The sequence below is a fragment of the Pseudomonas trivialis genome (genome assembly GCF_036864995.1).
In the GTDB taxonomy this organism is placed as follows: domain Bacteria; phylum Pseudomonadota; class Gammaproteobacteria; order Pseudomonadales; family Pseudomonadaceae; genus Aquipseudomonas; species Aquipseudomonas trivialis.
The window spans coordinates 1,206,505-1,226,393 of record NZ_CP142151.1 but is presented as its reverse complement, the minus strand read 5'-3'; the positions used below and the strand labels follow the sequence as shown (position 1 = coordinate 1,226,393).

General features: G+C 59.8%; 17 protein-coding genes and 2 pseudogenes. 13 read left to right on the top strand and 6 right to left on the bottom strand.

Annotated features, from left to right (window positions below):
- Positions 1-148: 148 nt before the first annotated feature.
- On the bottom strand, positions 149-1,366 hold the full coding sequence (locus VRB54_RS05305; RefSeq protein WP_209989284.1) for an argininosuccinate synthase: 1,218 nt from the start codon (positions 1,364-1,366) through the stop codon (positions 149-151).
- A 129-nt stretch (positions 1,367-1,495) separates the two neighbouring features.
- Positions 1,496-2,404, bottom strand: a complete 909-nt coding sequence (locus VRB54_RS05300; RefSeq protein WP_338479808.1) for a flagellar protein MotY — start codon at positions 2,402-2,404, stop codon at positions 1,496-1,498.
- Between the two features lie 156 nt (positions 2,405-2,560).
- Between VRB54_RS05300 and pyrC the strand changes: the two genes are divergently transcribed.
- Together pyrC and rnt are read left to right on the top strand one after the other, a co-directional pair.
- Entirely contained in the window at positions 2,561-3,607 is a 1,047-nt protein-coding gene (pyrC, locus tag VRB54_RS05295) for a dihydroorotase (protein WP_338479807.1), read from the top strand.
- A complete protein-coding gene (gene rnt, locus VRB54_RS05290) occupies positions 3,604-4,275 on the top strand; it encodes a ribonuclease T (RefSeq protein ID WP_003231417.1) in 672 nt (223 codons plus the stop codon). Before pyrC ends, rnt begins: the two co-directional genes overlap by 4 nt.
- A 99-nt stretch (positions 4,276-4,374) precedes the next feature.
- On the opposite strand, the gene VRB54_RS05285 is transcribed toward rnt, so the two are convergent.
- Positions 4,375-4,977, bottom strand: a complete 603-nt coding sequence (locus VRB54_RS05285) for a peroxiredoxin (protein ID WP_003231418.1) — start codon at positions 4,975-4,977, stop codon at positions 4,375-4,377.
- A gap of 243 nt (positions 4,978-5,220) precedes the next feature.
- On the opposite strand from VRB54_RS05285, the gene VRB54_RS05280 reads away from it, so the two are divergent.
- Positions 5,221-5,439, top strand: a complete 219-nt coding sequence (locus tag VRB54_RS05280; protein ID WP_078047118.1) for a bacterioferritin-associated ferredoxin — start codon at positions 5,221-5,223, stop codon at positions 5,437-5,439.
- A 201-nt stretch (positions 5,440-5,640) separates the two neighbouring features.
- Positions 5,641-6,111, top strand: coding sequence for a bacterioferritin (bfr, locus tag VRB54_RS05275; RefSeq protein WP_003231421.1), 471 nt, complete (start codon positions 5,641-5,643; stop codon positions 6,109-6,111).
- A gap of 68 nt (positions 6,112-6,179) precedes the next feature.
- Here the strand turns inward: bfr and grxD are convergent, their stop codons facing one another.
- The gene (gene grxD / locus VRB54_RS05270) at positions 6,180-6,518 is read right to left on the bottom strand and encodes a Grx4 family monothiol glutaredoxin (RefSeq protein ID WP_057007688.1); all 339 of its coding nucleotides are present in this window, start codon (positions 6,516-6,518) and stop codon (positions 6,180-6,182) included.
- Between the two features lie 86 nt (positions 6,519-6,604).
- Positions 6,605-8,713 carry a molybdopterin oxidoreductase family protein gene (locus tag VRB54_RS05265; protein WP_338479805.1) on the bottom strand — a complete coding sequence of 703 codons (2,109 nt, stop codon included), beginning with the start codon at positions 8,711-8,713 and terminating at the stop codon, positions 6,605-6,607.
- A 435-nt stretch (positions 8,714-9,148) separates the two neighbouring features.
- On the opposite strand from VRB54_RS05265, the gene argF reads away from it, so the two are divergent.
- The gene (gene argF, locus VRB54_RS05260) at positions 9,149-10,069 is read left to right on the top strand and encodes an ornithine carbamoyltransferase (protein WP_338479803.1); all 921 of its coding nucleotides are present in this window, start codon (positions 9,149-9,151) and stop codon (positions 10,067-10,069) included.
- A pseudogene (locus VRB54_RS05255) lies at positions 10,066-11,116 on the top strand (ABC transporter ATP-binding protein). Before argF ends, VRB54_RS05255 begins: the two are co-directional and overlap by 4 nt.
- Before the next feature lie 47 nt (positions 11,117-11,163).
- Here the strand turns inward: VRB54_RS05255 and ybaK are convergent.
- The gene (gene ybaK / locus VRB54_RS05250) at positions 11,164-11,634 is read right to left on the bottom strand and encodes a Cys-tRNA(Pro) deacylase (RefSeq protein ID WP_231423652.1); all 471 of its coding nucleotides are present in this window, start codon (positions 11,632-11,634) and stop codon (positions 11,164-11,166) included.
- 327 nt (positions 11,635-11,961) lie between these two features.
- Between ybaK and VRB54_RS05245 the strand changes: the two genes are divergently transcribed.
- The 7 genes and pseudogenes from VRB54_RS05245 to VRB54_RS05215 form a co-directional block, all read left to right on the top strand.
- Positions 11,962-12,816 carry an MIP/aquaporin family protein gene (locus tag VRB54_RS05245; protein ID WP_338479802.1) on the top strand — a complete coding sequence of 285 codons (855 nt, stop codon included), beginning with the start codon at positions 11,962-11,964 and terminating at the stop codon, positions 12,814-12,816.
- Between the two features lie 76 nt (positions 12,817-12,892).
- Complete coding sequence (glpK, locus tag VRB54_RS05240; RefSeq protein ID WP_003231438.1) at positions 12,893-14,398, top strand: glycerol kinase GlpK; 1,506 nt, start codon at positions 12,893-12,895, stop codon at positions 14,396-14,398.
- 95 nt (positions 14,399-14,493) lie between these two features.
- Positions 14,494-15,249: a DeoR/GlpR family transcriptional regulator gene (locus VRB54_RS05235; RefSeq protein ID WP_049709759.1), complete on the top strand. Its 756-nt coding sequence runs from the start codon at positions 14,494-14,496 to the stop codon at positions 15,247-15,249.
- A 288-nt stretch (positions 15,250-15,537) separates the two neighbouring features.
- Positions 15,538-17,073 (top strand): glycerol-3-phosphate dehydrogenase, encoded by a 1,536-nt coding sequence (gene glpD / locus VRB54_RS05230; protein WP_338479801.1) that lies wholly within the window; start codon positions 15,538-15,540, stop codon positions 17,071-17,073.
- Positions 17,074-17,358: 285 nt separating this feature from the next.
- On the top strand, positions 17,359-18,285 hold the full coding sequence (locus tag VRB54_RS05225) for a glutamate/aspartate ABC transporter substrate-binding protein (RefSeq protein ID WP_338479800.1): 927 nt from the start codon (positions 17,359-17,361) through the stop codon (positions 18,283-18,285).
- A gap of 195 nt (positions 18,286-18,480) precedes the next feature.
- The gene (locus VRB54_RS05220) at positions 18,481-19,227 is read left to right on the top strand and encodes an amino acid ABC transporter permease (protein ID WP_338479799.1); all 747 of its coding nucleotides are present in this window, start codon (positions 18,481-18,483) and stop codon (positions 19,225-19,227) included.
- Positions 19,227-19,889: pseudogene (locus VRB54_RS05215) on the top strand (amino acid ABC transporter permease); the annotation flags it as partial. The gene VRB54_RS05220 and the pseudogene VRB54_RS05215, both read left to right, overlap by 1 nt.

Sequence of the window (19,889 nt, the reverse complement as noted above, 5' to 3'; positions counted from 1 at the left end):
GTTTCAGAACAGGAGGCGTAAATCAGGGGGTGCCGTGTTTAATAGCAAACAATCTTAAACATAAGTAAACAGCATGTTCGCTCTACATTAATTCCGGTCAAAAAAAGGCCCCTTGAATAAGGGGCCTTTTTCAGATTACCTGGAACACTCAGAACAGCTTGCGACCTTTATTGGCCGCGATGCGCATGCGCAGTGCGTTCAACTTGATGAAGCCCGCCGCGTCCGCCTGGTTGTAGGCGCCGCCGTCTTCTTCGAAGGTGGCGATATTGGCGTCGAACAGCGACTCCTCGGACTTGCGACCCGTGACGATCACGTTGCCCTTGTACAGCTTCAGACGCACCACGCCGTTCACGTGGGCCTGGGAGGCGTCGATCATCTGTTGCAGCATCAAACGCTCAGGACTCCACCAGTAGCCGGTGTAGATCAGGCTGGCGTACTTGGGCATCAGTTCGTCTTTGAGGTGAGCCACTTCGCGGTCCAGGGTGATGGACTCGATAGCGCGGTGGGCACGCAGCATGATGGTGCCGCCGGGCGTCTCGTAGCAGCCACGGGACTTCATGCCCACGTAACGGTTCTCGACGATGTCGAGACGGCCGATACCGTGCTCGCCGCCGATGCGGTTGAGGGTCGCCAGCACGGTGGCCGGGGTCATCTCGACGCCGTCCAGCGCGACGATGTCGCCGTTGCGGTAGGTCAACTCCAGGTATTGCGGCTTGTCGGGAGCGTTCTCCGGGGAGACGGTCCATTTCCACATATCTTCTTCGTGCTCGGTCCAGGTGTCTTCCAGCACGCCGCCTTCATATGAGATGTGCAGTAGATTGGCGTCCATCGAGTACGGGGACTTCTTCTTGCCGTGGCGCTCGATCGGGATTGCGTGCTTTTCAGCGTAATCCATCAGCTTTTCACGGGACAGCAGGTCCCATTCACGCCACGGTGCAATCACTTTCACGCCTGGCTTGAGGGCGTAGGCGCCCAGTTCGAAACGCACCTGGTCGTTGCCCTTGCCGGTCGCACCATGGGAAATGGCGTCGGCGCCGGTTTCGTTGGCGATTTCGATCAGGCGCTTGGCAATCAGCGGACGTGCGATGGAAGTACCCAGCAGGTACTCGCCTTCGTAGACGGTGTTGGCGCGAAACATCGGGAAGACGAAATCGCGGACGAACTCTTCGCGCAGGTCGTCAATGTAGATCTCTTTCACGCCCATGGCTTGCGCCTTGGCACGTGCCGGTTCGACCTCTTCGCCCTGACCCAGGTCAGCGGTGAAGGTCACCACTTCACAGTTATAAGTATCCTGCAGCCACTTGAGGATCACCGAAGTGTCCAGGCCGCCGGAATACGCGAGAACGACCTTGTTTACGTCGGCCATGCCATCACTCCACGGGGTTGTACGGAAAGGCGACGATTCTACCGATCAAAACCGTGAATTTACAGGGGCGCGACAGCAAATGAAGATAAAGCGACAGATTATGTCGACGGCGCGACCGAGGGTCGCACCTTATGAAGTGTGTGCCGGATTGCCTGGAGCGGTAGCCTGCGGTGCCGGTTTTTCGGGGGCCGCCACGCGTTCAAGCTGAATGTTCACACGACGGTTGCGCGCGCGGTTGGCCGCGTTGGTGTTGGGCGCCAGCGGGTAGCTTTCACCGTGGAATCGCAGAGTGATCTGCGACTCCGGGATGCCATTGGCTTTGAAGTAGTCCATCACCGCCAGGGCACGACGGCGCGATACGTCGCGGTTGGTCAGGCGATTACCGCTGTTGTCGGAGTGACCGTTCAACTCCAAATGGTTAACCGTGGGATCGGCTTTGAGGTACGCAAGAATCACCGACAGCTTCTGCCTGGCAGCGGAGTCCAGTTCAACGCCACCGCCAGGGAAACCGACTTCGGTCTGTTTGACCTGGTCGTAATTCATCGGCAACAGCTTGGCGGTGCACACCTGATAGTCGTTGTAGGCCTTGTTGAATTTCACCGGCAACAGGCGAACCTCCGAGTAGCCGCCCTCGCGCCCGTAATGACGCACAGTGGGGCTGCGCCCTTCCAGCAAGCCAGTGAACAGGCGCCCGGCCTGGGCCTGGGAACTGTTAAACAGCACATCGCCGCTGCCGACCCGCACCGCGCCCAGATTGATGTCGCCGCGCCCCGGCTGCCAAGGTGCAGCGGCCGCCAGCAGCGTCGCCGAGCCCGCGCCGAGTGCACCGTTATAGGCCTTGAGGCGAAACGTCGCCTGCTCGCCGGCACGGCGCACGAACTCACCCGAGCCGAAATCGGTGATCGGCTGGGTCAGGCGGCACTCGAACTGATCGCCTTCCACCTTCCACTCAATATTCTCCAGACGTGTCTGGAACGTGAGGGCCATTGCAGGCAGGCTGGCGAACACACTGAGCAGGGCTAGATAATGCTGGCGCACGGGCGGCTCCACTGGTTTCTACAACACATCAAGGCGTCATACGTCGTTAAGGCATACCCCCAGCTATCGGTCGCATCCTGCAAAACTTGATAGCGAGTGCCTGCAACAGTCTTTTCCGGTAGCATTCCCACCAGATTGACCCGCCTGGAATCCCCAATGTCCGACCGCCTGACCCTGCTGCGTCCCGACGACTGGCATATTCATCTTCGCGATGGTGCTGCGTTACCCCACACCGTGGCCGATGTAGCGCGCACGTTTGGCCGCGCCATCATCATGCCCAACCTGGTACCTCCGGTGCGCAATGCCGCGCAAGCCGACGCCTATCGCCAGCGCATCCTCGCTGCACGACCGGCCGGCAGCCACTTCGAACCGTTGATGGTGCTCTACCTCACCGACCGCACCCAGCCTGAAGAAATTCGCGAAGCCCGTGCCAGCGGTTTTGTGTACGCAGCCAAGCTGTATCCGGCGGGCGCCACCACCAACTCCGACTCCGGCGTGACCAGCATCGACAAGATTCTGCCGGCCATCGAAGCCATGGCAGAGGTCGGCATGCCATTGTTGATCCACGGTGAAGTCACCCGTGGCGACGTGGATGTGTTCGACCGCGAGAAGATCTTCATCGACGAGCACATGCGGCGCGTGGTCGAGCTGTTCCCGACCCTCAAGGTGGTGTTCGAGCACATCACCACCGCTGATGCCGTGCAGTTCGTCACCGAAGCCTCGGAAAACGTCGGCGCGACCATCACCGCCCATCACCTGCTGTACAACCGCAACCACATGCTGGTGGGCGGGATTCGACCGCACTTCTATTGCCTGCCGATCCTCAAGCGCAACACCCACCAGGTCGCCTTGCTGGACGCCGCCACCAGCGGCAGCCCGAAGTTCTTTCTTGGCACCGACTCGGCGCCCCACGCCCAGCACGCCAAGGAAGCCGCCTGTGGCTGCGCCGGTTGCTACACCGCATTTGCTGCCATCGAGCTGTACGCCGAAGCCTTCGAGCAACGCAACGCGCTGGACAAGCTCGAAGCGTTTGCCAGCCTCAACGGCCCGCGCTTCTACGGCCTGCCGGCCAATACCGACCGCATCACCCTGGTCCGTGAAGACTGGACTGCCCCTGTCAGCCTGCCGTTCGGCGAGCTGACCGTAATCCCGCTGCGCGCCGGTGAAACACTGCGCTGGCGCCTGCTGGAGGAAAGCAAGTGAGTGAAGACCATTACGATGACGAACACGAGCACAGCGGTGGCGGCTCTCGCCATCCGATGGCCGAGCGGTTTCGCGGCTATCTGCCGGTTGTCATCGACGTAGAGACCGGTGGCTTCAACTGCGCCACCGACGCCTTGCTGGAAATTGCCGCCACCACCATCGGCATGGATGAGCAGGGTTTCGTGTTTGCGGAACACACGCATTTCTTCCGCGTCGAGCCGTTCGAAGGCGCGAACATCGAAGCTGCCGCCCTGGAGTTCACCGGAATCAAGCTCGACCATCCGCTGCGCATGGCGGTCAGTGAAGAAGCGGCGCTGACCGATATCTTCCGTGGAGTACGCAAGGCGTTGAAAGCCAATGGCTGCAAACGCGCGATCCTGGTTGGCCACAACAGCAGCTTCGACCTGGGCTTCCTCAACGCCGCCGTGGCGCGCCTGGACATGAAGCGTAACCCGTTTCACCCCTTCTCCAGCTTCGACACCGCCACCCTCGCCGGCCTGGCCTATGGTCAAACGGTATTGGCCAAGGCCTGCCAGGCCGCCGGTATCGACTTTGACGGCCGCGAGGCCCACTCGGCGCGCTACGACACCGAGAAGACCGCCGAGCTGTTCTGCGGCATCGTTAACCGCTGGAAGCAGATGGGCGGTTGGGAAGACTTCGGCGACTGAAACTTGTGGGAGTGGGCTTGCCGGCTCCCACAAAAACCATCTCCCAAGCATAAAAAAACCGGCCCTCACAGGCCGGTTTTTTTGTACCTCGACTTCGGCTTACAGTTTGCCGGCGTTCTCGGTCAGGTAAGCCGCAACACCTTCGGTGGAAGCGGTCATGCCCTTGTCGCCTTTTTTCCAGTTGGCAGGGCAGACTTCACCGTGCTCTTCGTGGAACTGCAGCGCGTCGACCAGGCGGATCAGCTCTTCCATGTTACGGCCCAGCGGCAGGTCGTTGATGATCTGCGAGCGCACAACGCCCTTGTCGTCGATCAGGAACGCGCCACGGAACGCCACACCGCCTTCGGACTCAACGTCGTAGGCCTTGGCAATCTCGTGCTTCATGTCGGCAGCCATGGTGTATTTGACTTTGCCGATGCCGCCATCGTTGATGGCCGTGTTGCGCCACGCGTTGTGGGTGAAATGGGAGTCGATGGACACGGCAACCACTTCAACGTTGCGCGCCTTGAAATCGTCCATGCGGTGGTCCAGAGCGATCAGCTCGGACGGGCAGACGAAGGTGAAGTCCAACGGGTAGAAGAACACCAGGCCGTATTTGCCTTTGATGGCTTCAGACAGCTTGAAGCTGTCTACGATTTCGCCATTGCCGAGCACGGCAGGTACGTCGAAATCCGGGGCTTGTTTGCCGACGAGTACGCTCATTGGGTATCTCCTGATGTTAAGGGTGAAGATTGAAGTAACAGGACCGGCCTTTAGTCTGCCGCGTTCAAGCGACAGACCTGTGACGCAGTCACGCTTCGTGAAGACCGAGCATCATACACTGAAAAAACCGTTCGTCAGTGCGGGCGCCGCGCCGGGAAATACCCTGTGAATGTACTTTGACAATCATTCTCGTTAACATTAAGATCCAACGCATTCAAGCCTCACACCGCGATGGTTCTCCCTATGTATGTGTGCCTTTGTACTGGCGTCACCGACGGACAAATCCGCGAAGCAATCTATGAAGGTTGCTGCAGCTATAAGGAAGTGCGCGAAACCACCGGCGTTGCCAGCCAGTGTGGTAAATGTGCCTGCCTCGCCAAGCAAGTGGTACGGGAAACGCTGACGCAACTGCAGACAGCGCAGAGCGCGCTCCCCTACTCAGCAGAATTTACACACGCTTAAATAGGCGTGTTTTAAAAAACCGGACCTGGAGTCCGGTTTTTTTATGCCTGTAATTCAATTAGTTAGCGCCAAGACGCGGAACACAAACATTCTTATTCCGATTAATTTTCATTTATTATTCAATAACTTAGGTTTGACACTAGGGTTTTCGCCGCTCAAACTCTGCCTTATACACAGCTATTACAGGGCAGGACCCCAGTCATGAAAGGCGACATCTCAGTCATCCAGCAACTCAACAAAATCCTTGCCAATGAACTGGTCGCGATCAATCAGTACTTTCTGCATGCCCGCATGTACGACGATTGGGGCCTGGAAAAGCTCGGCAAGCGTGAATACAAAGAGTCGATCAAGGCCATGAAGGACGCCGATGCGCTGATCAAGCGCATCCTGTTCCTGGAAGGCCTGCCGAACGTGCAGGACCTGGGCAAGCTGAACATCGGCGAACACACCCAGGAAATGCTCAACAGCGACCTGGGCTTTGAGCGCAAGAGCCACAGCGACCTCAAGGCCGCCATTGCCCACTGCGAAACCCACGGTGACTTCGGCAGCCGTGAGCTTCTGGAAGACATTCTGGAAGACCAGGAAGAGCACATCGACTGGCTGGAAACCCAATTGGGTCTGATCGTCAAAGTCAGCCTGGAGAATTACCTGCAGTCGCAGATGGGCGAATAACCCACACCACGCAGGTACAAAAAAGCCCCGCTCTCTTTCGAGAAGCGGGGCTTTTTATTGCGGGCCAATCAAGCGTCGGTCTTGGCCGCCGCATTGGCTGCTGCATCTTTGACCAGCGCCTGCAACGAACCGTCCGCTGCCATTTCAGTAATGATGTCACTGCCGCCGACCAGTTCGCCAGCTACCCACAGTTGCGGGAAGGTAGGCCAGTTGGCGTACTTGGGCAGGTTGGCGCGGATTTCAGGATTCTGCAGGATATCCACGTAGGCGAACTTCTCGCCGCACGCCATGATGGCCTGGGATGCCTTCGCGGAGAAACCGCACTGAGGCGCGTTCGGTGCGCCCTTCATGTAAAGCAGGATGGTGTTATTGGCAATCTGCTCTTTGATCGTTTCGATGATATCCATGGAACACCTCGGCTGGAACTTTGCGACTCACAGGTCGGCACGGTGGCGCATTGTAACGCAAAATCCCGGCACAATGCTCAGGCTCCTTATGCGGCCGCTACCTGCACTGGCACTCCGTTCAATGCGGCGTTGCCGGACAATTCATCCAATTGCCGCTCGTCAGTCAAGTCATTGGCGCTCGCTCCCGGCTGGCTGCTGGCAATTGTCATCCGCACGCCCGGGCGGCCATGGCCCCAACCGTGGGGCAGACTGACCACCCCAGGCATCATCTCCAGACTGGCGAGCACTTCAACTTCGATCATGCCGATGCGCGAACTGACGCGCACGCGCTGGCCATCAGTCAACTGCCGGCTCGCCAGGTCCTCGGGGTGCATGTGCAACTGGTGCCGCGGCTTGCCCTTCACCAGCCGATGATAGTTATGCATCCACGAATTGTTGCTGCGCACATGGCGACGGCCGATCAGCAGCAGCTCGTCAGCCACAGGCGCCGGCTGTGCCGCAAAGCGCACCAGGTCCGCAAGAATCACCGCCGGGGCCGCCTGCACCTTGCCATCCGCGGTTTTCAAGCGTGCAGCAAGGTTGGCCGACAGCGGCCCCAGGTCCAGCCCATGGGGGTGGTCCGCCAGCATCGCCACCGACAGCTTGTGACCGGATGCATCACCATAGGTCCCGGCGCGCAGGCCGGCATCGATCATCTGCGCCGGCGCCATCGTCGGCTTGAGCGCCACGCCGGCCTGCGCGGCAAAGGCCTTGGCCAAACCGACGAAAATCTCCCAGTCATGCAGAGCGCCCGCCGGCTTGGGCAGGATCGCGCGATTGAAACGGGTGACGTTGCGCACCGCGAACATATTGAACGTGGTGTCGTAGTGATCATTCTCCAAGGCCGAGGTGGACGGCAGAATCAGGTCGGCATAGCGCGTGGTCTCGTTGATATACAGATCGACACTGACCATGAACTCCAGCCCCTCCAGCGCCTGCTCCAACTGGCGGCCATTGGGCGTGGACAGCACCGGGTTGCCCGCCACCGTCACCAGCGCGCGGATTTGCCCTTCGCCTGCCGTGAGCATTTCTTCAGCCAGGGCCGACACGGGTAATTCACCGCCATACTCCGGACGCCCGGATACGCGGCTCTGCCAGCGATTGAAATGCCCGCCACCGGTGGACGCTACCAAGTCCACGGCCGGCGTGGTGCACAGCGCGCCACCCACCCGGTCCAGATTGCCGGTCACCAGGTTGATCAACTGCACCAGCCAATGACACAGCGTGCCGAACGCCTGGGTCGACACTCCCATGCGCCCGTAGCACACCGCCTTGTCCGCGGCGGCAAAATCACGTGCCAGCTGGCGGATCTGTTCAGCGGGCACGGCACACTGGCTGCTCATGGCCTCGGCGGTAAACCCGGCAATGGCGCGGCGCACCTCCTCAAGGCCGGCTACCGGCAAATGGCTGGTACGGGTCAGGTTCTCGGTAAACAGAGTATTAAGCAGGCCGAACAGCAGCGCCGCATCACCGCCGGGCCGCACGAACAGATGCTGGTCCGCTATCGCCGCGGTTTCGCTGTGCCGAGGGTCGACCACCACCACTTTGCCGCCCCGGGCCTGGATGGCCTTGAGGCGTTTTTCCACATCCGGCACGGTCATGATGCTGCCGTTGGAGGCCAACGGATTGCCACCGAGGATCAGCATGAAATCGGTGTGGTCGATGTCCGGGATCGGCAACAACAGGCCATGGCCGTACATCAGGTGGCTGGTGAGATGATGGGGCAACTGGTCCACTGAGGTTGCGGAAAACCGATTGCGCGTCTTCAACAGCCCCAGGAAATAGTTGCTGTGGGTCATCAGCCCATAGTTGTGCACGCTGGGGTTGCCCTGGTAGACCGCCACCGCGTTCTGGCCATGACGTGCCTGAATGCCTGACAGACGTTCAGCCACCAGCGCGAAGGCGTCTTTCCACGGGATCGGTTGCCATTGGCTGCCGACGCGCAGCATGGGCTGATGCAGGCGGTCCGGGTCATTCTGGATATCCTGCAACGCCACGGCCTTGGGGCAGATATGCCCACGGCTGAAGCTGTCCTGGGCGTCGCCCTTGATGGACGTGATCGCAAGGCTACCGTCGTCGGCCTGGGTGGTTTCCAGGGTCAGACCGCAAATGGCTTCACACAGATGGCAGGCACGGTGGTGGAGAGTCTTGGTCATGGCCAGTCTCTTTATAGGGGCTTTGGGGCAACTATGGGCCGCCGGGAACCTTGGCACCAGCAACCTTCGCGGCATGAATCGACTGGCATCAGGCCAGGCCATGGCCGAGAGAGTGAGCAAATGTTTCAACGGTGCACGCATCGTCGCAGAAAACCGACGCAGCCTGGCCTGGCCCCGCCACCGCGCATTGCAAAAGGTTACGACGCCAGTGTACAAATGGCCCGCTGCTGTCAGGAAGTTGTCTTCAAACGCGCTTTGACGCCTCGCTGAACACCCTTAAAAACCGTAGCCCTATTGGTAAGACGCGACATTTAATTATAAGATCGCGCCTTCCCCTATTTCGTCGCCCCGTGCGGCTTTCGCCGCAGGTCTCGCCCGTTGTCACAATAAACAAGGCTTTGAGTATCTGCGGTCTGTTGCAAAAGGTAGTTAATGATGAGCGCTAGGCACTTTCTCTCCCTGATGGATTGCACGCCCGAAGAGCTGGTCGGCATGATCCGTCGAGGCATTGAGCTTAAAGACCTGCGTAACCGCGGCGTACTGTTCGAGCCTTTGAAAAACCGCGTGCTCGGCATGATTTTCGAGAAGTCATCGACTCGCACCCGCGTGTCGTTCGAAGCCGGCATGATTCAACTGGGTGGCCAGGCCATCTTTCTGTCCTCGCGCGATACGCAACTGGGCCGGGGCGAGACCGTCGCCGACAGCGCCATCGTCATGTCGAGCATGCTCGACGCCGTGATGATCCGCACCTTTGCCCACAGCACCGTGACCGAATTTTCCGCCAACTCGCGGGTGCCGGTGATCAACGGCCTATCCGATGACTTGCACCCCTGCCAGTTGCTGGCCGACATGCAAACCTTCCTTGAGCATCGTGGCTCCATCAAAGGCAAGACCGTGGCCTGGGTCGGCGATGGCAACAACATGTGCAACAGCTATATAGAAGCGGCGATCCAGTTCGACTTCCAACTGCGTGTTGCCTGCCCTGAAGGCTACGAGCCTGACGCGCGCTTCCTCGAACAAGCCGGAAGCCGCGTCACCCTCGTGCGCGACCCGCGTGAAGCCGTGGCCGGCGCGCATCTGGTGAGTACCGACGTGTGGACCTCCATGGGTCAGGAAGAAGAAACCGCCAAGCGCCTGGCCCGCTTCGCGCCGTATCAGGTCACCCGCACCCTGCTCGACCTGGCCGCGCCCGACGTGCTGTTCATGCATTGCCTGCCGGCGCACCGTGGCGAGGAAATCAGCCTTGACCTGCTCGACGATCAGCGCTCGGTGGCGTGGGACCAGGCCGAAAACCGCCTGCACGCGCAAAAGGCCCTGCTCGAATTTCTTGTGCCGCCGTCGTACCACCACGCATGAGCCAGCCCCTACTGCTGAACCTGCGCAATCTGGCATGCGGCTATCACGATCAACGGGTGGTGCAGAACCTCAATCTGCACCTCAACGCCGGTGATATCGGTTGCCTGCTCGGGTCCTCGGGATGCGGCAAGACCACCACGCTGCGAGCGATTGCCGGGTTCGAACCGGTGCACGAAGGTGAAATCAGCCTGGCCGGTGAAGTCATCTCCAGCGCCGGTTTCACCCTGGCCCCGGAGAAACGTCGTATCGGCATGGTGTTTCAGGACTACGCCCTGTTTCCCCACCTCAGCGTGGCCGACAACATTGCATTCGGCATACGCAAGCACCCGCACAAAGACCGCGTGGTTGCCGAACTGCTGGAACTGGTCAACCTGAAGAACCTGGGCAAGCGCTTCCCCCACGAACTCTCCGGCGGCCAGCAACAACGCGTCGCCCTCGCCCGCGCCCTGGCGCCGGAGCCGCAACTGCTGTTGCTCGATGAGCCCTTCTCCAACCTCGATGGCGAACTGCGGCGCAAGCTCAGCCATGAAGTGCGCGAGATTCTCAAGGCACGCGGCACCAGTGCGATTCTGGTCACCCATGATCAGGAAGAAGCGTTTGCCGTGAGCGATCAGGTGGGCGTGTTCAAGGAAGGCCGGCTGGAACAGTGGGATACGCCTTACAACCTTTATCACGAACCGCAGACCCCTTACGTCGCCAGCTTTATCGGCCAGGGTTACTTCATCCGTGGCCAATTGAGTTCGCCGGAGTCCGTGCGCACCGAACTGGGTGAGCTGCGCGGCAATCGTGCCTACACCTGGCTCTGCAGGTGGAGCGGTGGATGTATTGCTGCGCCCGGACGATATCGTCCATGCGCCGGACAGCGCCCTCAAAGCGCGGATTATCGGCAAGACCTTCCTCGGCGCCTCGACGCTCTACCGTCTGCAGTTGCCGACGGGCGCGCAACTGGAGTCGATTTTCCCCAGCCATGCGGACCATCAGGTGGGCGTGGATGTAGGCATTCGGGTTGCGGCAGAACATCTGGTGCTGTTTCAGGCAGCACTCTGAAAGTGGAAGGGAGTTCGCTCCCACCTTGGATGTTCAGTGCCCCGAAATCATATTCTGCCAATCGGTGCGAAGGTGGCCTGGGTGTTTTCAGCCAACGCCGAAGCTGTCAATTCCACTTCCAGCCCTCGCCTCCCCGCACTCACAAAAATCGTCTCGAGCGGCTGCGCCGTCACATCGATAAACGTGCGTAACCGCTTTTTCTGCCCCAACGGACTGATCCCCCCCAGCAAATAGCCGGTAGCGCGCTGCGCCGCCGCAGGGTCGGCCATTTCGACTTTTTTCGCTCCCGCCGCCTGCGCCAGAGCCTTGAGGTCCAGACTTCCGACGACCGGCACCACCGCCACCAGCAACTCGCCCTTTTCAGTGCTGGCCAGCAGGGTCTTGAACACCCGCGCCGGGTCGAGACCCAATTTTTCTGCGGCCTCCAGACCATATGACGCCGACTTGGGATCGTGTTCGTAACTGTGGATGCGATGTTCGGCACGAACTTTCTTCAGCAGGTCCAATGCAGGGGTCATGATGTCTCCGGTCGGGCAAACAGATGGCCGATGTTAAGCCAAGCCCACGTAAAACGCTCTAGCGCGGCCCACGCTTGCACCAATAAATGCTGTCACAAGCATGATCATTCATCAGACAAATAGTTGGAAAATGACTGATAGTTCACTTTCGACCTTTGACAGCCGTCATTCTTGTCTATATTTTTTCGTTTCCGAATACTGTAGGAATGGCTTCCGCAGTATTCAAGCAGTAAGCCGTGGCTTGGATGGGGATCCTCGTCATTGGTGAAAATCGCGCAAGGCCCAACGAGGCCGTACGCCAGACAAGAACAACAAATGAGGTTTTCCATGACAACTGCTCTTCAACAGCCTTCACTTTCGAGCCAATGCATGGCCGAATTCCTCGGCACCGCGCTGCTCATCTTCTTCGGTACCGGTTGCGTCGCTGCGCTCAAGGTCGCAGGTGCCAGCTTCGGTTTATGGGAAATCAGCATCATCTGGGGGATCGGCGTCAGCATGGCGATCTACCTCACCGCCGGTATTTCCGGGGCCCACCTCAACCCGGCGGTCAGTATTGCCCTGTGCCTGTTTGCCGATTTCGAAAAGCGCAAACTGCCTTTCTATATCCTCGCCCAGGTCGCCGGTGCCTTCTGTTCCGCGGCGCTGGTGTATACGCTTTATAGCAACCTGTTTTTCGATTACGAACAAACCCACCATCTGGTGCGCGGCACCCAAGCCAGCCTGGAATTGGCCTCGGTGTTCTCCACCTACCCTCATGCCCTGTTGAGCACGGCCCAGGCGTTCCTGGTGGAAATGGTCATCACCGCCATCCTGATGGGCGTGATCATGGCCCTGACCGACGACAACAACGGCCTGCCACGCGGCGCCCTCGCCCCCCTGCTGATCGGCCTGCTGATTGCGGTGATCGGCAGCGCCATGGGCCCGCTGACCGGCTTTGCGATGAACCCGGCGCGGGATTTCGGGCCCAAGCTGATGACCTTTTTCGCCGGTTGGGGTGAAATAGCCTTCACCGGTGGTCGCGACATTCCCTATTTCCTGGTGCCGATTTTCGCGCCGATTGTCGGCGCATGCCTGGGTGCTGCGGCCTACCGCGGGCTGATCGCCCGCCATCTGCCGAGCGCTGTCCCTGCTACAGCTGAAACACCTGACACGGCTGTCAACGGCAACACGCGTATTTCCTGAAAGCGCCAGCCTGTTCCTCTGCCCTTTGCGGTCCAGGCTGACTTCCGACTTCCCTTTTTCGTACAAGGCAATTGACATGACCGACATTCAGAATAAGAACTACATCATTGCCCTCGACCAGGGCACCACCAGTTCGCGAGCGATCATCTTCGATCGTGACGCCAACGTGGTGTGCACCGCCCAGCGCGAGTTTACCCAGCATTACCCGCAAGCCGGCTGGGTCGAGCACGACCCAATGGAAATTTTCGCCACCCAGAGCGCGGTTATGGTCGAAGCCCTGGCACAGGCCGGCCTGCACCATGACCAGGTCGCCGCCATCGGTATCACCAACCAGCGTGAAACCACCGTGGTGTGGGACAAGAACACCGGCCGCCCGATCTACAACGCCATCGTCTGGCAGTGCCGCCGCAGCACCGAGATCTGCCAACAGCTCAAGCGCGACGGCCATGAGCAATACATCAACGACGCCACCGGCCTGGTCACCGACCCGTACTTCTCCGGCACCAAGCTCAAGTGGATCCTCGACAACGTCGAAGGCAGCCGCGAGCGTGCGCGCAACGGCGAACTGCTGTTCGGCACCATCGACAGCTGGCTGATCTGGAAATTTACCGGCGGCAAAACCCACGTCACCGACTACACCAACGCCTCGCGCACCATGCTCTTCAACATCCACACCCTGGAATGGGATGCGAAGATGCTGGAGATTCTCGACGTACCGCGCGAAATGCTGCCAGAAGTGAAGTCGTCGTCGGAAATCTACGGCCGCACCAAAAGCGGCATCGCCATCGGCGGCATCGCCGGTGACCAGCAAGCGGCGCTGTTTGGCCAGATGTGTGTGGAGCCCGGCCAGGCCAAGAACACCTACGGCACCGGCTGCTTCCTGCTGATGAACACCGGCGACAAGGCGGTCAAATCCAAGCATGGCATGCTCACCACCATCGCCTGCGGCCCGCGTGGCGAAGTGGCTTACGCCCTCGAAGGCGCAGTATTCAACGGCGGCTCGACCGTGCAATGGCTGCGTGATGAACTGAAAATCATCGCCGACGCCACCGACACCGAATACTTCGCCGGCAAGGTCAAGGACAGCAACGGCGTGTACCTAGTGCCCGCCTTCACCGGCCTGGGCGCGCCGTACTGGGACCCGTATGCCCGTGGCGCGCTGTTCGGCCTGACCCGTGGCGTACGCGTGGACCACATCATTCGTGCAGCCCTCGAATCGATTGCCTACCAGACCCGCGACGTGCTCGACGCCATGCAGCAGGACTCGGGCGAACGTCTCAAGGCCCTGCGCGTGGACGGTGGCGCAGTGGCCAACAACTTCCTGATGCAGTTCCAGGCTGACATCCTCGGCACCCAGGTGGAGCGCCCGCAAATGCGCGAAACCACGGCTCTGGGCGCCGCTTACCTGGCGGGCCTGGCTTGCGGTTTCTGGAGCAGCCTGGACGAACTGCGCGGCAAAGCGGTGATCGAGCGCGAATTCGAACCGCAACTGGATGAAGCCGCCAAAGAGAAACTCTACGCCGGCTGGCAGAAAGCGGTAAGCCGCACCCGCGACTGGGAGCCGCACGAAGGCGCCGAATAAGCCGGGCGCCGATCCCTATTGGGGTTGTAACTGGCAGGGAGCGGATTCCTGCGTCATCATGGGCCACTTTTGTATGGCAGCCCAAAGGACGCCCCATGAATCTGCCTCCCCGCCAGCAACAAATCCTCGAACTGGTCCGCGAACGCGGCTACGTCAGTATCGAGGAAATGGCGCAGTTGTTCGTTGTCACCCCGCAAACCATCCGCCGCGATATCAACCAACTGGCGGATGCCAATCTGTTGCGCCGCTACCACGGCGGCGCAGCCTATGATTCCAGCGTCGAAAACACCGCCTACGCCATGCGGGCTGACCAGATGCGCGACGAGAAACAGCGCATCGGCGAAGCCATCGCCGCGCAAATCCCCGATCATGCCTCGCTGTTCATCAACATCGGCACCACCACCGAATCCATCGCCCGTGCGCTGCTCAATCACAACCACCTGAAAATCATCACCAACAACCTCAATGTCGCCACCATGCTCAGCGCCAAGGATGACTTTGACGTGTTGTTGACCGGCGGCAACGTGCGCCGTGACGGCGGCGTAGTGGGCCAGGCCAGTGTGGATTTCATCAACCAGTTCAAGGTCGACTTCGCACTGGTGGGTATCAGTGGGATTGACGAAGACGGCAGCCTGCTGGACTTCGATTACCAGGAAGTGCGGGTGTCACAGGCGATCATTGCCAATGCGCGCAAGGTAATCCTGGCAGCGGACTCCAGCAAGTTCGGGCGCAATGCCATGATTCGCCTGGGGCCGATCAGTCTGGTGGATTGCTTGGTGACCGATCAGCAGCCGGTGCCGGCGTTGGTGCAGTTGTTAAATGAGCACAAGGTCAGGCTGGAAGTGGTGTAGCGCCAGGACTGCCGCCATCGGGAGCAAGCCCCCTCCCACACTTGACCCGTTTCCAATAGAAGGAATGTGGTCAACATGTGGGAGGGGGCTTGCTCCCGATGACAATCCGAGAGTCACCTTTTCGTTAAGCCCTTCCCCAGGCTAATGTTCACAAATTTCCCCTCCCCTGCCCTTCGATGAGTTTTTTCAATCGAAGTCGACTGGCTGTGCCCGCGTTTATCAGCTACCATTTTCGCAAATGAACATTAATGTTCGAATTCCAATACGAAAAGATTGCGAGGCCAGCCGATGAACCCTTCTACCTTGCCTGCTCCACCCCTTGCAGAAGTCTATGACGTTGCCGTAATCGGTGGCGGCATCAATGGCGTCGGGATCGCAGCAGACGCAGCCGGGCGCGGTTTGTCGGTATTCCTTTGCGAAAAGGACGACCTGGCCAGCCATACCTCGTCGGCCAGCAGCAAGCTGATTCACGGTGGCCTGCGCTACCTGGAACACTATGAGTTCCGTCTGGTGCGCGAAGCGCTGGCCGAACGTGAAGTACTGCTGGCCAAGGCGCCGCACATCGTCAAGCAGATGCGCTTCGTGCTGCCCCACCGCCCACACCTGCGCCCAGCGTGGATGATTCGTGCCGGCCTGTTCCTGTACGACAACCTGGGCAAGCGCGAGAAGCTCGCCGGCTCCAAAAGCCTCACCTTCGGCGCCGACAGCCCGCTGAAAAGCGAAATCACCAAGGGCTTCGAATATTCCGATTGCTGGGTCGACGACGCCCGCCTGGTGGTGCTCAATGCCATGGCGGCACGGGAGAAAGGTGCGCATATCCACACCCAGACCCGTTGTGTCAGCGCACACCGAAGCCAGGGTGTGTGGGAAATGAACATGGAACGCGCCGACGGCAGCCTGTTCTCGATTCGTGCCAGGGCGCTGGTGAATGCCGCTGGCCCATGGGTCGCCAAGTTCATCCGCGACGACCTCAAGCTGGATTCGCCGTACGGCATCCGCCTGATCCAGGGCAGCCACCTGATCGTGCCCAAACTCTACGAAGGCGCCCACGCACACATCCTGCAGAACGAAGACCAGCGCATCGTCTTCACTATTCCGTACCTGAACGGCCTGACCATCATCGGCACCACCGACCGTGAATACACCGGCGACCCGGCCAAGGTGGCAGTGACCGAAGGCGAAACCGACTACATGCTCAAGGTGGTCAACGCGCACTTCAAGAAACAACTGAGCCGCGACGACATCGTCCACACCTACTCCGGCGTGCGCCCGCTGTGCAACGACGAGTCGGACAACCCATCGGCCATCACCCGCGATTACACCCTGTCGCTGTCCGGCGGCACCGGTGAGGCGCCGATCCTGTCGGTGTTCGGCGGCAAGCTGACCACCTATCGCAAGCTGGTCGAGTCGGCCATGGCCCAACTGGCACCTTATTTCGCGCAGATGCGCCCAAGCTGGACCGCCACCGCCAGCCTGCCGGGCGGTGAGGACATGACCACGCCGCAAGCGCTGGCCGACGCCATTCTTAAGAAATTCGACTGGGTGCCAGGCGAAATCGCCCGCCGTTGGTCCGTGACCTACGGCAGCCGCACCTGGCGTCTGCTGGAAGGCGTGCAGTCGCTGGCAGACCTGGGCGAACACCTGGGTGGCGGCCTGTATACCCGCGAAGTCGATTACCTGTGCGCCGAAGAATGGGCGACCCAGCCACAGGACGTGCTGTGGCGCCGCACCAAACTTGGCCTGTTCACTACGCCGGAAGAACAGGAAAAGCTGCAGCGTTATCTGTCCAAGGTCGAGCAAAACCGCAAGATCGAAGCCGCCTGACGTGTGTGGGGGCGAGCCTGCTCGCTCCCACACCATTCGGTTTTCCGAACACTACCTCCCTCCCCCATTCGGTTTGCCGTACTCAAACATGGCAAATCCGCTGTCACATAAAGTTAATTCCTATACAAATCAGCGCGTTAATCTTTTAACGGCTGACTGGCACGACTCATGCTCTACACTTCCCAACGATTGCCCAGGGCCTCCCAGCAGCCGTTATGGGCATTCGCCGTACAAGAGAGCCGCCTATCCGGCTTCATAAAAAAAACAAATGTCGAGGAAGTATTGATGCGCATCGTTCCCCATATCCTGGGCGCAGCTATCGCTGCTGCTCTGATCAGCACTCCAGTGTTCGCCGCCGAACTCACCGGCACGCTGAAGAAAATCAACGACTCCGGCACCATCACACTCGCGCACCGCGACAGCTCCATTCCGTTTTCCTACATCGCGGATGGTTCGGGCAAACCTGTGGGCTACTCCCACGACATTCAGCTGGCTATCGTTGAAGCCCTGAAAAAAGACCTGAACAAACCCGACCTGAAGGCCAAGTACAACCTGGTCACCTCGCAAACCCGTATCCCGCTGATCCAGAACGGCACCGCGGACCTGGAATGCGGCTCCACCACCAATAACGCCGAACGCGCCCAGCAAGTCGACTTCACCACCAATATCTTCGAAATCGGCACTCGCCTGCTGGTCAAGAAAGACAAGGATGGCAAGCCGTCCTACGGTGATTTCGCCGACCTCAAAGGCAAGAACGTCGTGACCACCGCCGGCACCACGTCCGAGCGCATCATCAAAGCGATGAACGCCGACAAGCAGATGGGCATGAACGTCATCTCCGCCAAGGACCACGGCGAATCCTTCCAGATGCTCGAAAGCGGCCGCGCCGTTGCGTTCATGATGGACGACGCGCTGCTGGTCGGTGAAGAAGCCAAGGCCAAGAAGCCGGACGACTGGGTCATCACCGGTACGCCGCAATCGTTCGAAGCCTATGCCTGCATGGTTCGCAAGGACGACCCGGCCTTCAAGAAAGCCGTGGATGACGCCATCGTCGGCCTGTTCAAATCCGGCGAGATCAACAAGATCTACAGCAAGTGGTTCGAAAGCCCGATCCCACCCAAAGGCCTGAACCTGAACTTCCCGATGAGCGACAAGGTTAAAGAGCTGATCGCCAACCCAAGCGACAAGCCAGCGCCCGACGTAAAAATCTGACACTGAACTAACCTTATCGCCTGAGGGAGCTCACCCTCCCTCAGGCATCTGTTACTACCTGCTGGCAGTATTTTTGGAACACTCGACCTGGCGGTTTCCGAGCCGATCGCGTGTGCCTGGCATTCAATGTCGGGCGGGAATGGACTTTCCCCAAGCGGGTGCTTGTACATCGATCGATTTCGAGGGGAGACCCTAATGAATTACAACTGGGACTGGGGCGTGTTCTTCAAGTCCACCGGCGTTGGCAGCGAGACCTATCTCGACTGGTACATCGCAGGCCTGGGCTGGACCATTGCCATCGCCGTCGTGGCATGGATTATCGCCTTGCTGCTGGGGTCCATTCTGGGCGTCATGCGCACTGTGCCAAACCGCCTCGTGGCGGGCATCGCGACCTGCTACGTCGAACTGTTTCGCAACGTGCCGCTGCTGGTTCAGCTGTTCATCTGGTATTTCCTGATACCCGACCTGCTGCCGCAAACCCTGCAGGACTGGTACAAACAGGACCTCAACCCGACCACCTCGGCCTACCTCAGCGTCGTTGTGTGCCTGGGTCTGTTCACCGCCGCCCGTGTGTGTGAACAAGTGCGCACCGGTATCCAGGCGCTCCCACGCGGCCAGGAATCCGCGGCCCGCGCCATGGGCTTCAAGCTGCCGCAGATCTACTGGAACGTGCTGCTGCCCCAGGCCTACCGCATCATCATTCCACCGCTTACCTCCGAATTCCTCAACGTCTTCAAGAACTCCTCCGTGGCGTCCCTGATCGGCCTGATGGAACTGCTGGCGCAAACCAAACAGACCGCCGAATTCTCGGCCAACCTGTTTGAAGCCTTCACCCTGGCCACGCTGATCTACTTCACCCTGAACATGAGCCTGATGCTGCTGATGCGCGTGGTCGAGAAGAAAGTCGCCGTGCCCGGCCTGATCTCCGTGGGGGGCAAATAATGGAACTTGATTTCAGCGGTATCATCCCCGCCATCCCGGGCCTGTGGAACGGCATGGTCATGACCTTGCAGTTGATGGTCATGGGCGTCATCGGCGGCATCGCGCTGGGTACGGTGCTGGCGCTGATGCGCCTGTCGTCGAGCAAACTGCTGTCGCGTGTTGCCGGCGCCTACGTGAACTACTTCCGCTCGATCCCGCTGCTGCTGGTGATCACCTGGTTCTACCTGGCGGTGCCGTTCGTGTTGCGCTGGATCACCGGCGAAGACACACCGATTGGCGCATTCACCTCCTGCGTCGTGGCCTTCATGATGTTCGAAGCCGCGTACTTCTGCGAAATCGTGCGGGCTGGCGTGCAGTCGATCCCCAAGGGCCAGATGGCCGCCGCACAAGCGATGGGCATGACCTACGGCCAGACCATGCGCCTGATCATCCTGCCCCAGGCGTTCCGCAAGATGACCCCGTTGCTGCTGCAACAGTCGATCATCCTGTTCCAGGACACCTCGCTGGTCTACACCGTGGGTCTGGTGGATTTCCTCAACTCCGCCCGCTCCAACGGCGACATCATCGGCCGCTCCAATGAGTTCCTGATCTTCGCCGGTGTCGTCTACTTCATCATCAGCTTTTCCGCCTCGCTGCTGGTCAAGCGTCTGCAAAAAGGTTTG

What these genes read in the sequence shown, in the direction of transcription:
- VRB54_RS05305 (WP_209989284.1), bottom strand. Translation starts at nt 1,366, where the DNA reads ATGGCCGACGTAAACAAGGTCGTTCTCGCGTATTCCGGCGGCCTGGAC.
- pyrC (WP_338479807.1), top strand. Translation starts at nt 2,561, where the DNA reads ATGTCCGACCGCCTGACCCTGCTGCGTCCCGACGACTGGCATATTCAT.
- VRB54_RS05285 (WP_003231418.1), bottom strand. Translation starts at nt 4,977, where the DNA reads ATGAGCGTACTCGTCGGCAAACAAGCCCCGGATTTCGACGTACCTGCC.
- VRB54_RS05280 (WP_078047118.1), top strand. Translation starts at nt 5,221, where the DNA reads ATGTATGTGTGCCTTTGTACTGGCGTCACCGACGGACAAATCCGCGAA.
- bfr (WP_003231421.1), top strand. Translation starts at nt 5,641, where the DNA reads ATGAAAGGCGACATCTCAGTCATCCAGCAACTCAACAAAATCCTTGCC.
- grxD (WP_057007688.1), bottom strand. Translation starts at nt 6,518, where the DNA reads ATGGATATCATCGAAACGATCAAAGAGCAGATTGCCAATAACACCATC.
- VRB54_RS05265 (WP_338479805.1), bottom strand. Translation starts at nt 8,713, where the DNA reads ATGACCAAGACTCTCCACCACCGTGCCTGCCATCTGTGTGAAGCCATT.
- argF (WP_338479803.1), top strand. Translation starts at nt 9,149, where the DNA reads ATGAGCGCTAGGCACTTTCTCTCCCTGATGGATTGCACGCCCGAAGAG.
- ybaK (WP_231423652.1), bottom strand. Translation starts at nt 11,634, where the DNA reads ATGACCCCTGCATTGGACCTGCTGAAGAAAGTTCGTGCCGAACATCGC.
- VRB54_RS05245 (WP_338479802.1), top strand. Translation starts at nt 11,962, where the DNA reads ATGACAACTGCTCTTCAACAGCCTTCACTTTCGAGCCAATGCATGGCC.
- glpK (WP_003231438.1), top strand. Translation starts at nt 12,893, where the DNA reads ATGACCGACATTCAGAATAAGAACTACATCATTGCCCTCGACCAGGGC.
- VRB54_RS05235 (WP_049709759.1), top strand. Translation starts at nt 14,494, where the DNA reads ATGAATCTGCCTCCCCGCCAGCAACAAATCCTCGAACTGGTCCGCGAA.
- glpD (WP_338479801.1), top strand. Translation starts at nt 15,538, where the DNA reads ATGAACCCTTCTACCTTGCCTGCTCCACCCCTTGCAGAAGTCTATGAC.
- VRB54_RS05225 (WP_338479800.1), top strand. Translation starts at nt 17,359, where the DNA reads ATGCGCATCGTTCCCCATATCCTGGGCGCAGCTATCGCTGCTGCTCTG.
- VRB54_RS05220 (WP_338479799.1), top strand. Translation starts at nt 18,481, where the DNA reads ATGAATTACAACTGGGACTGGGGCGTGTTCTTCAAGTCCACCGGCGTT.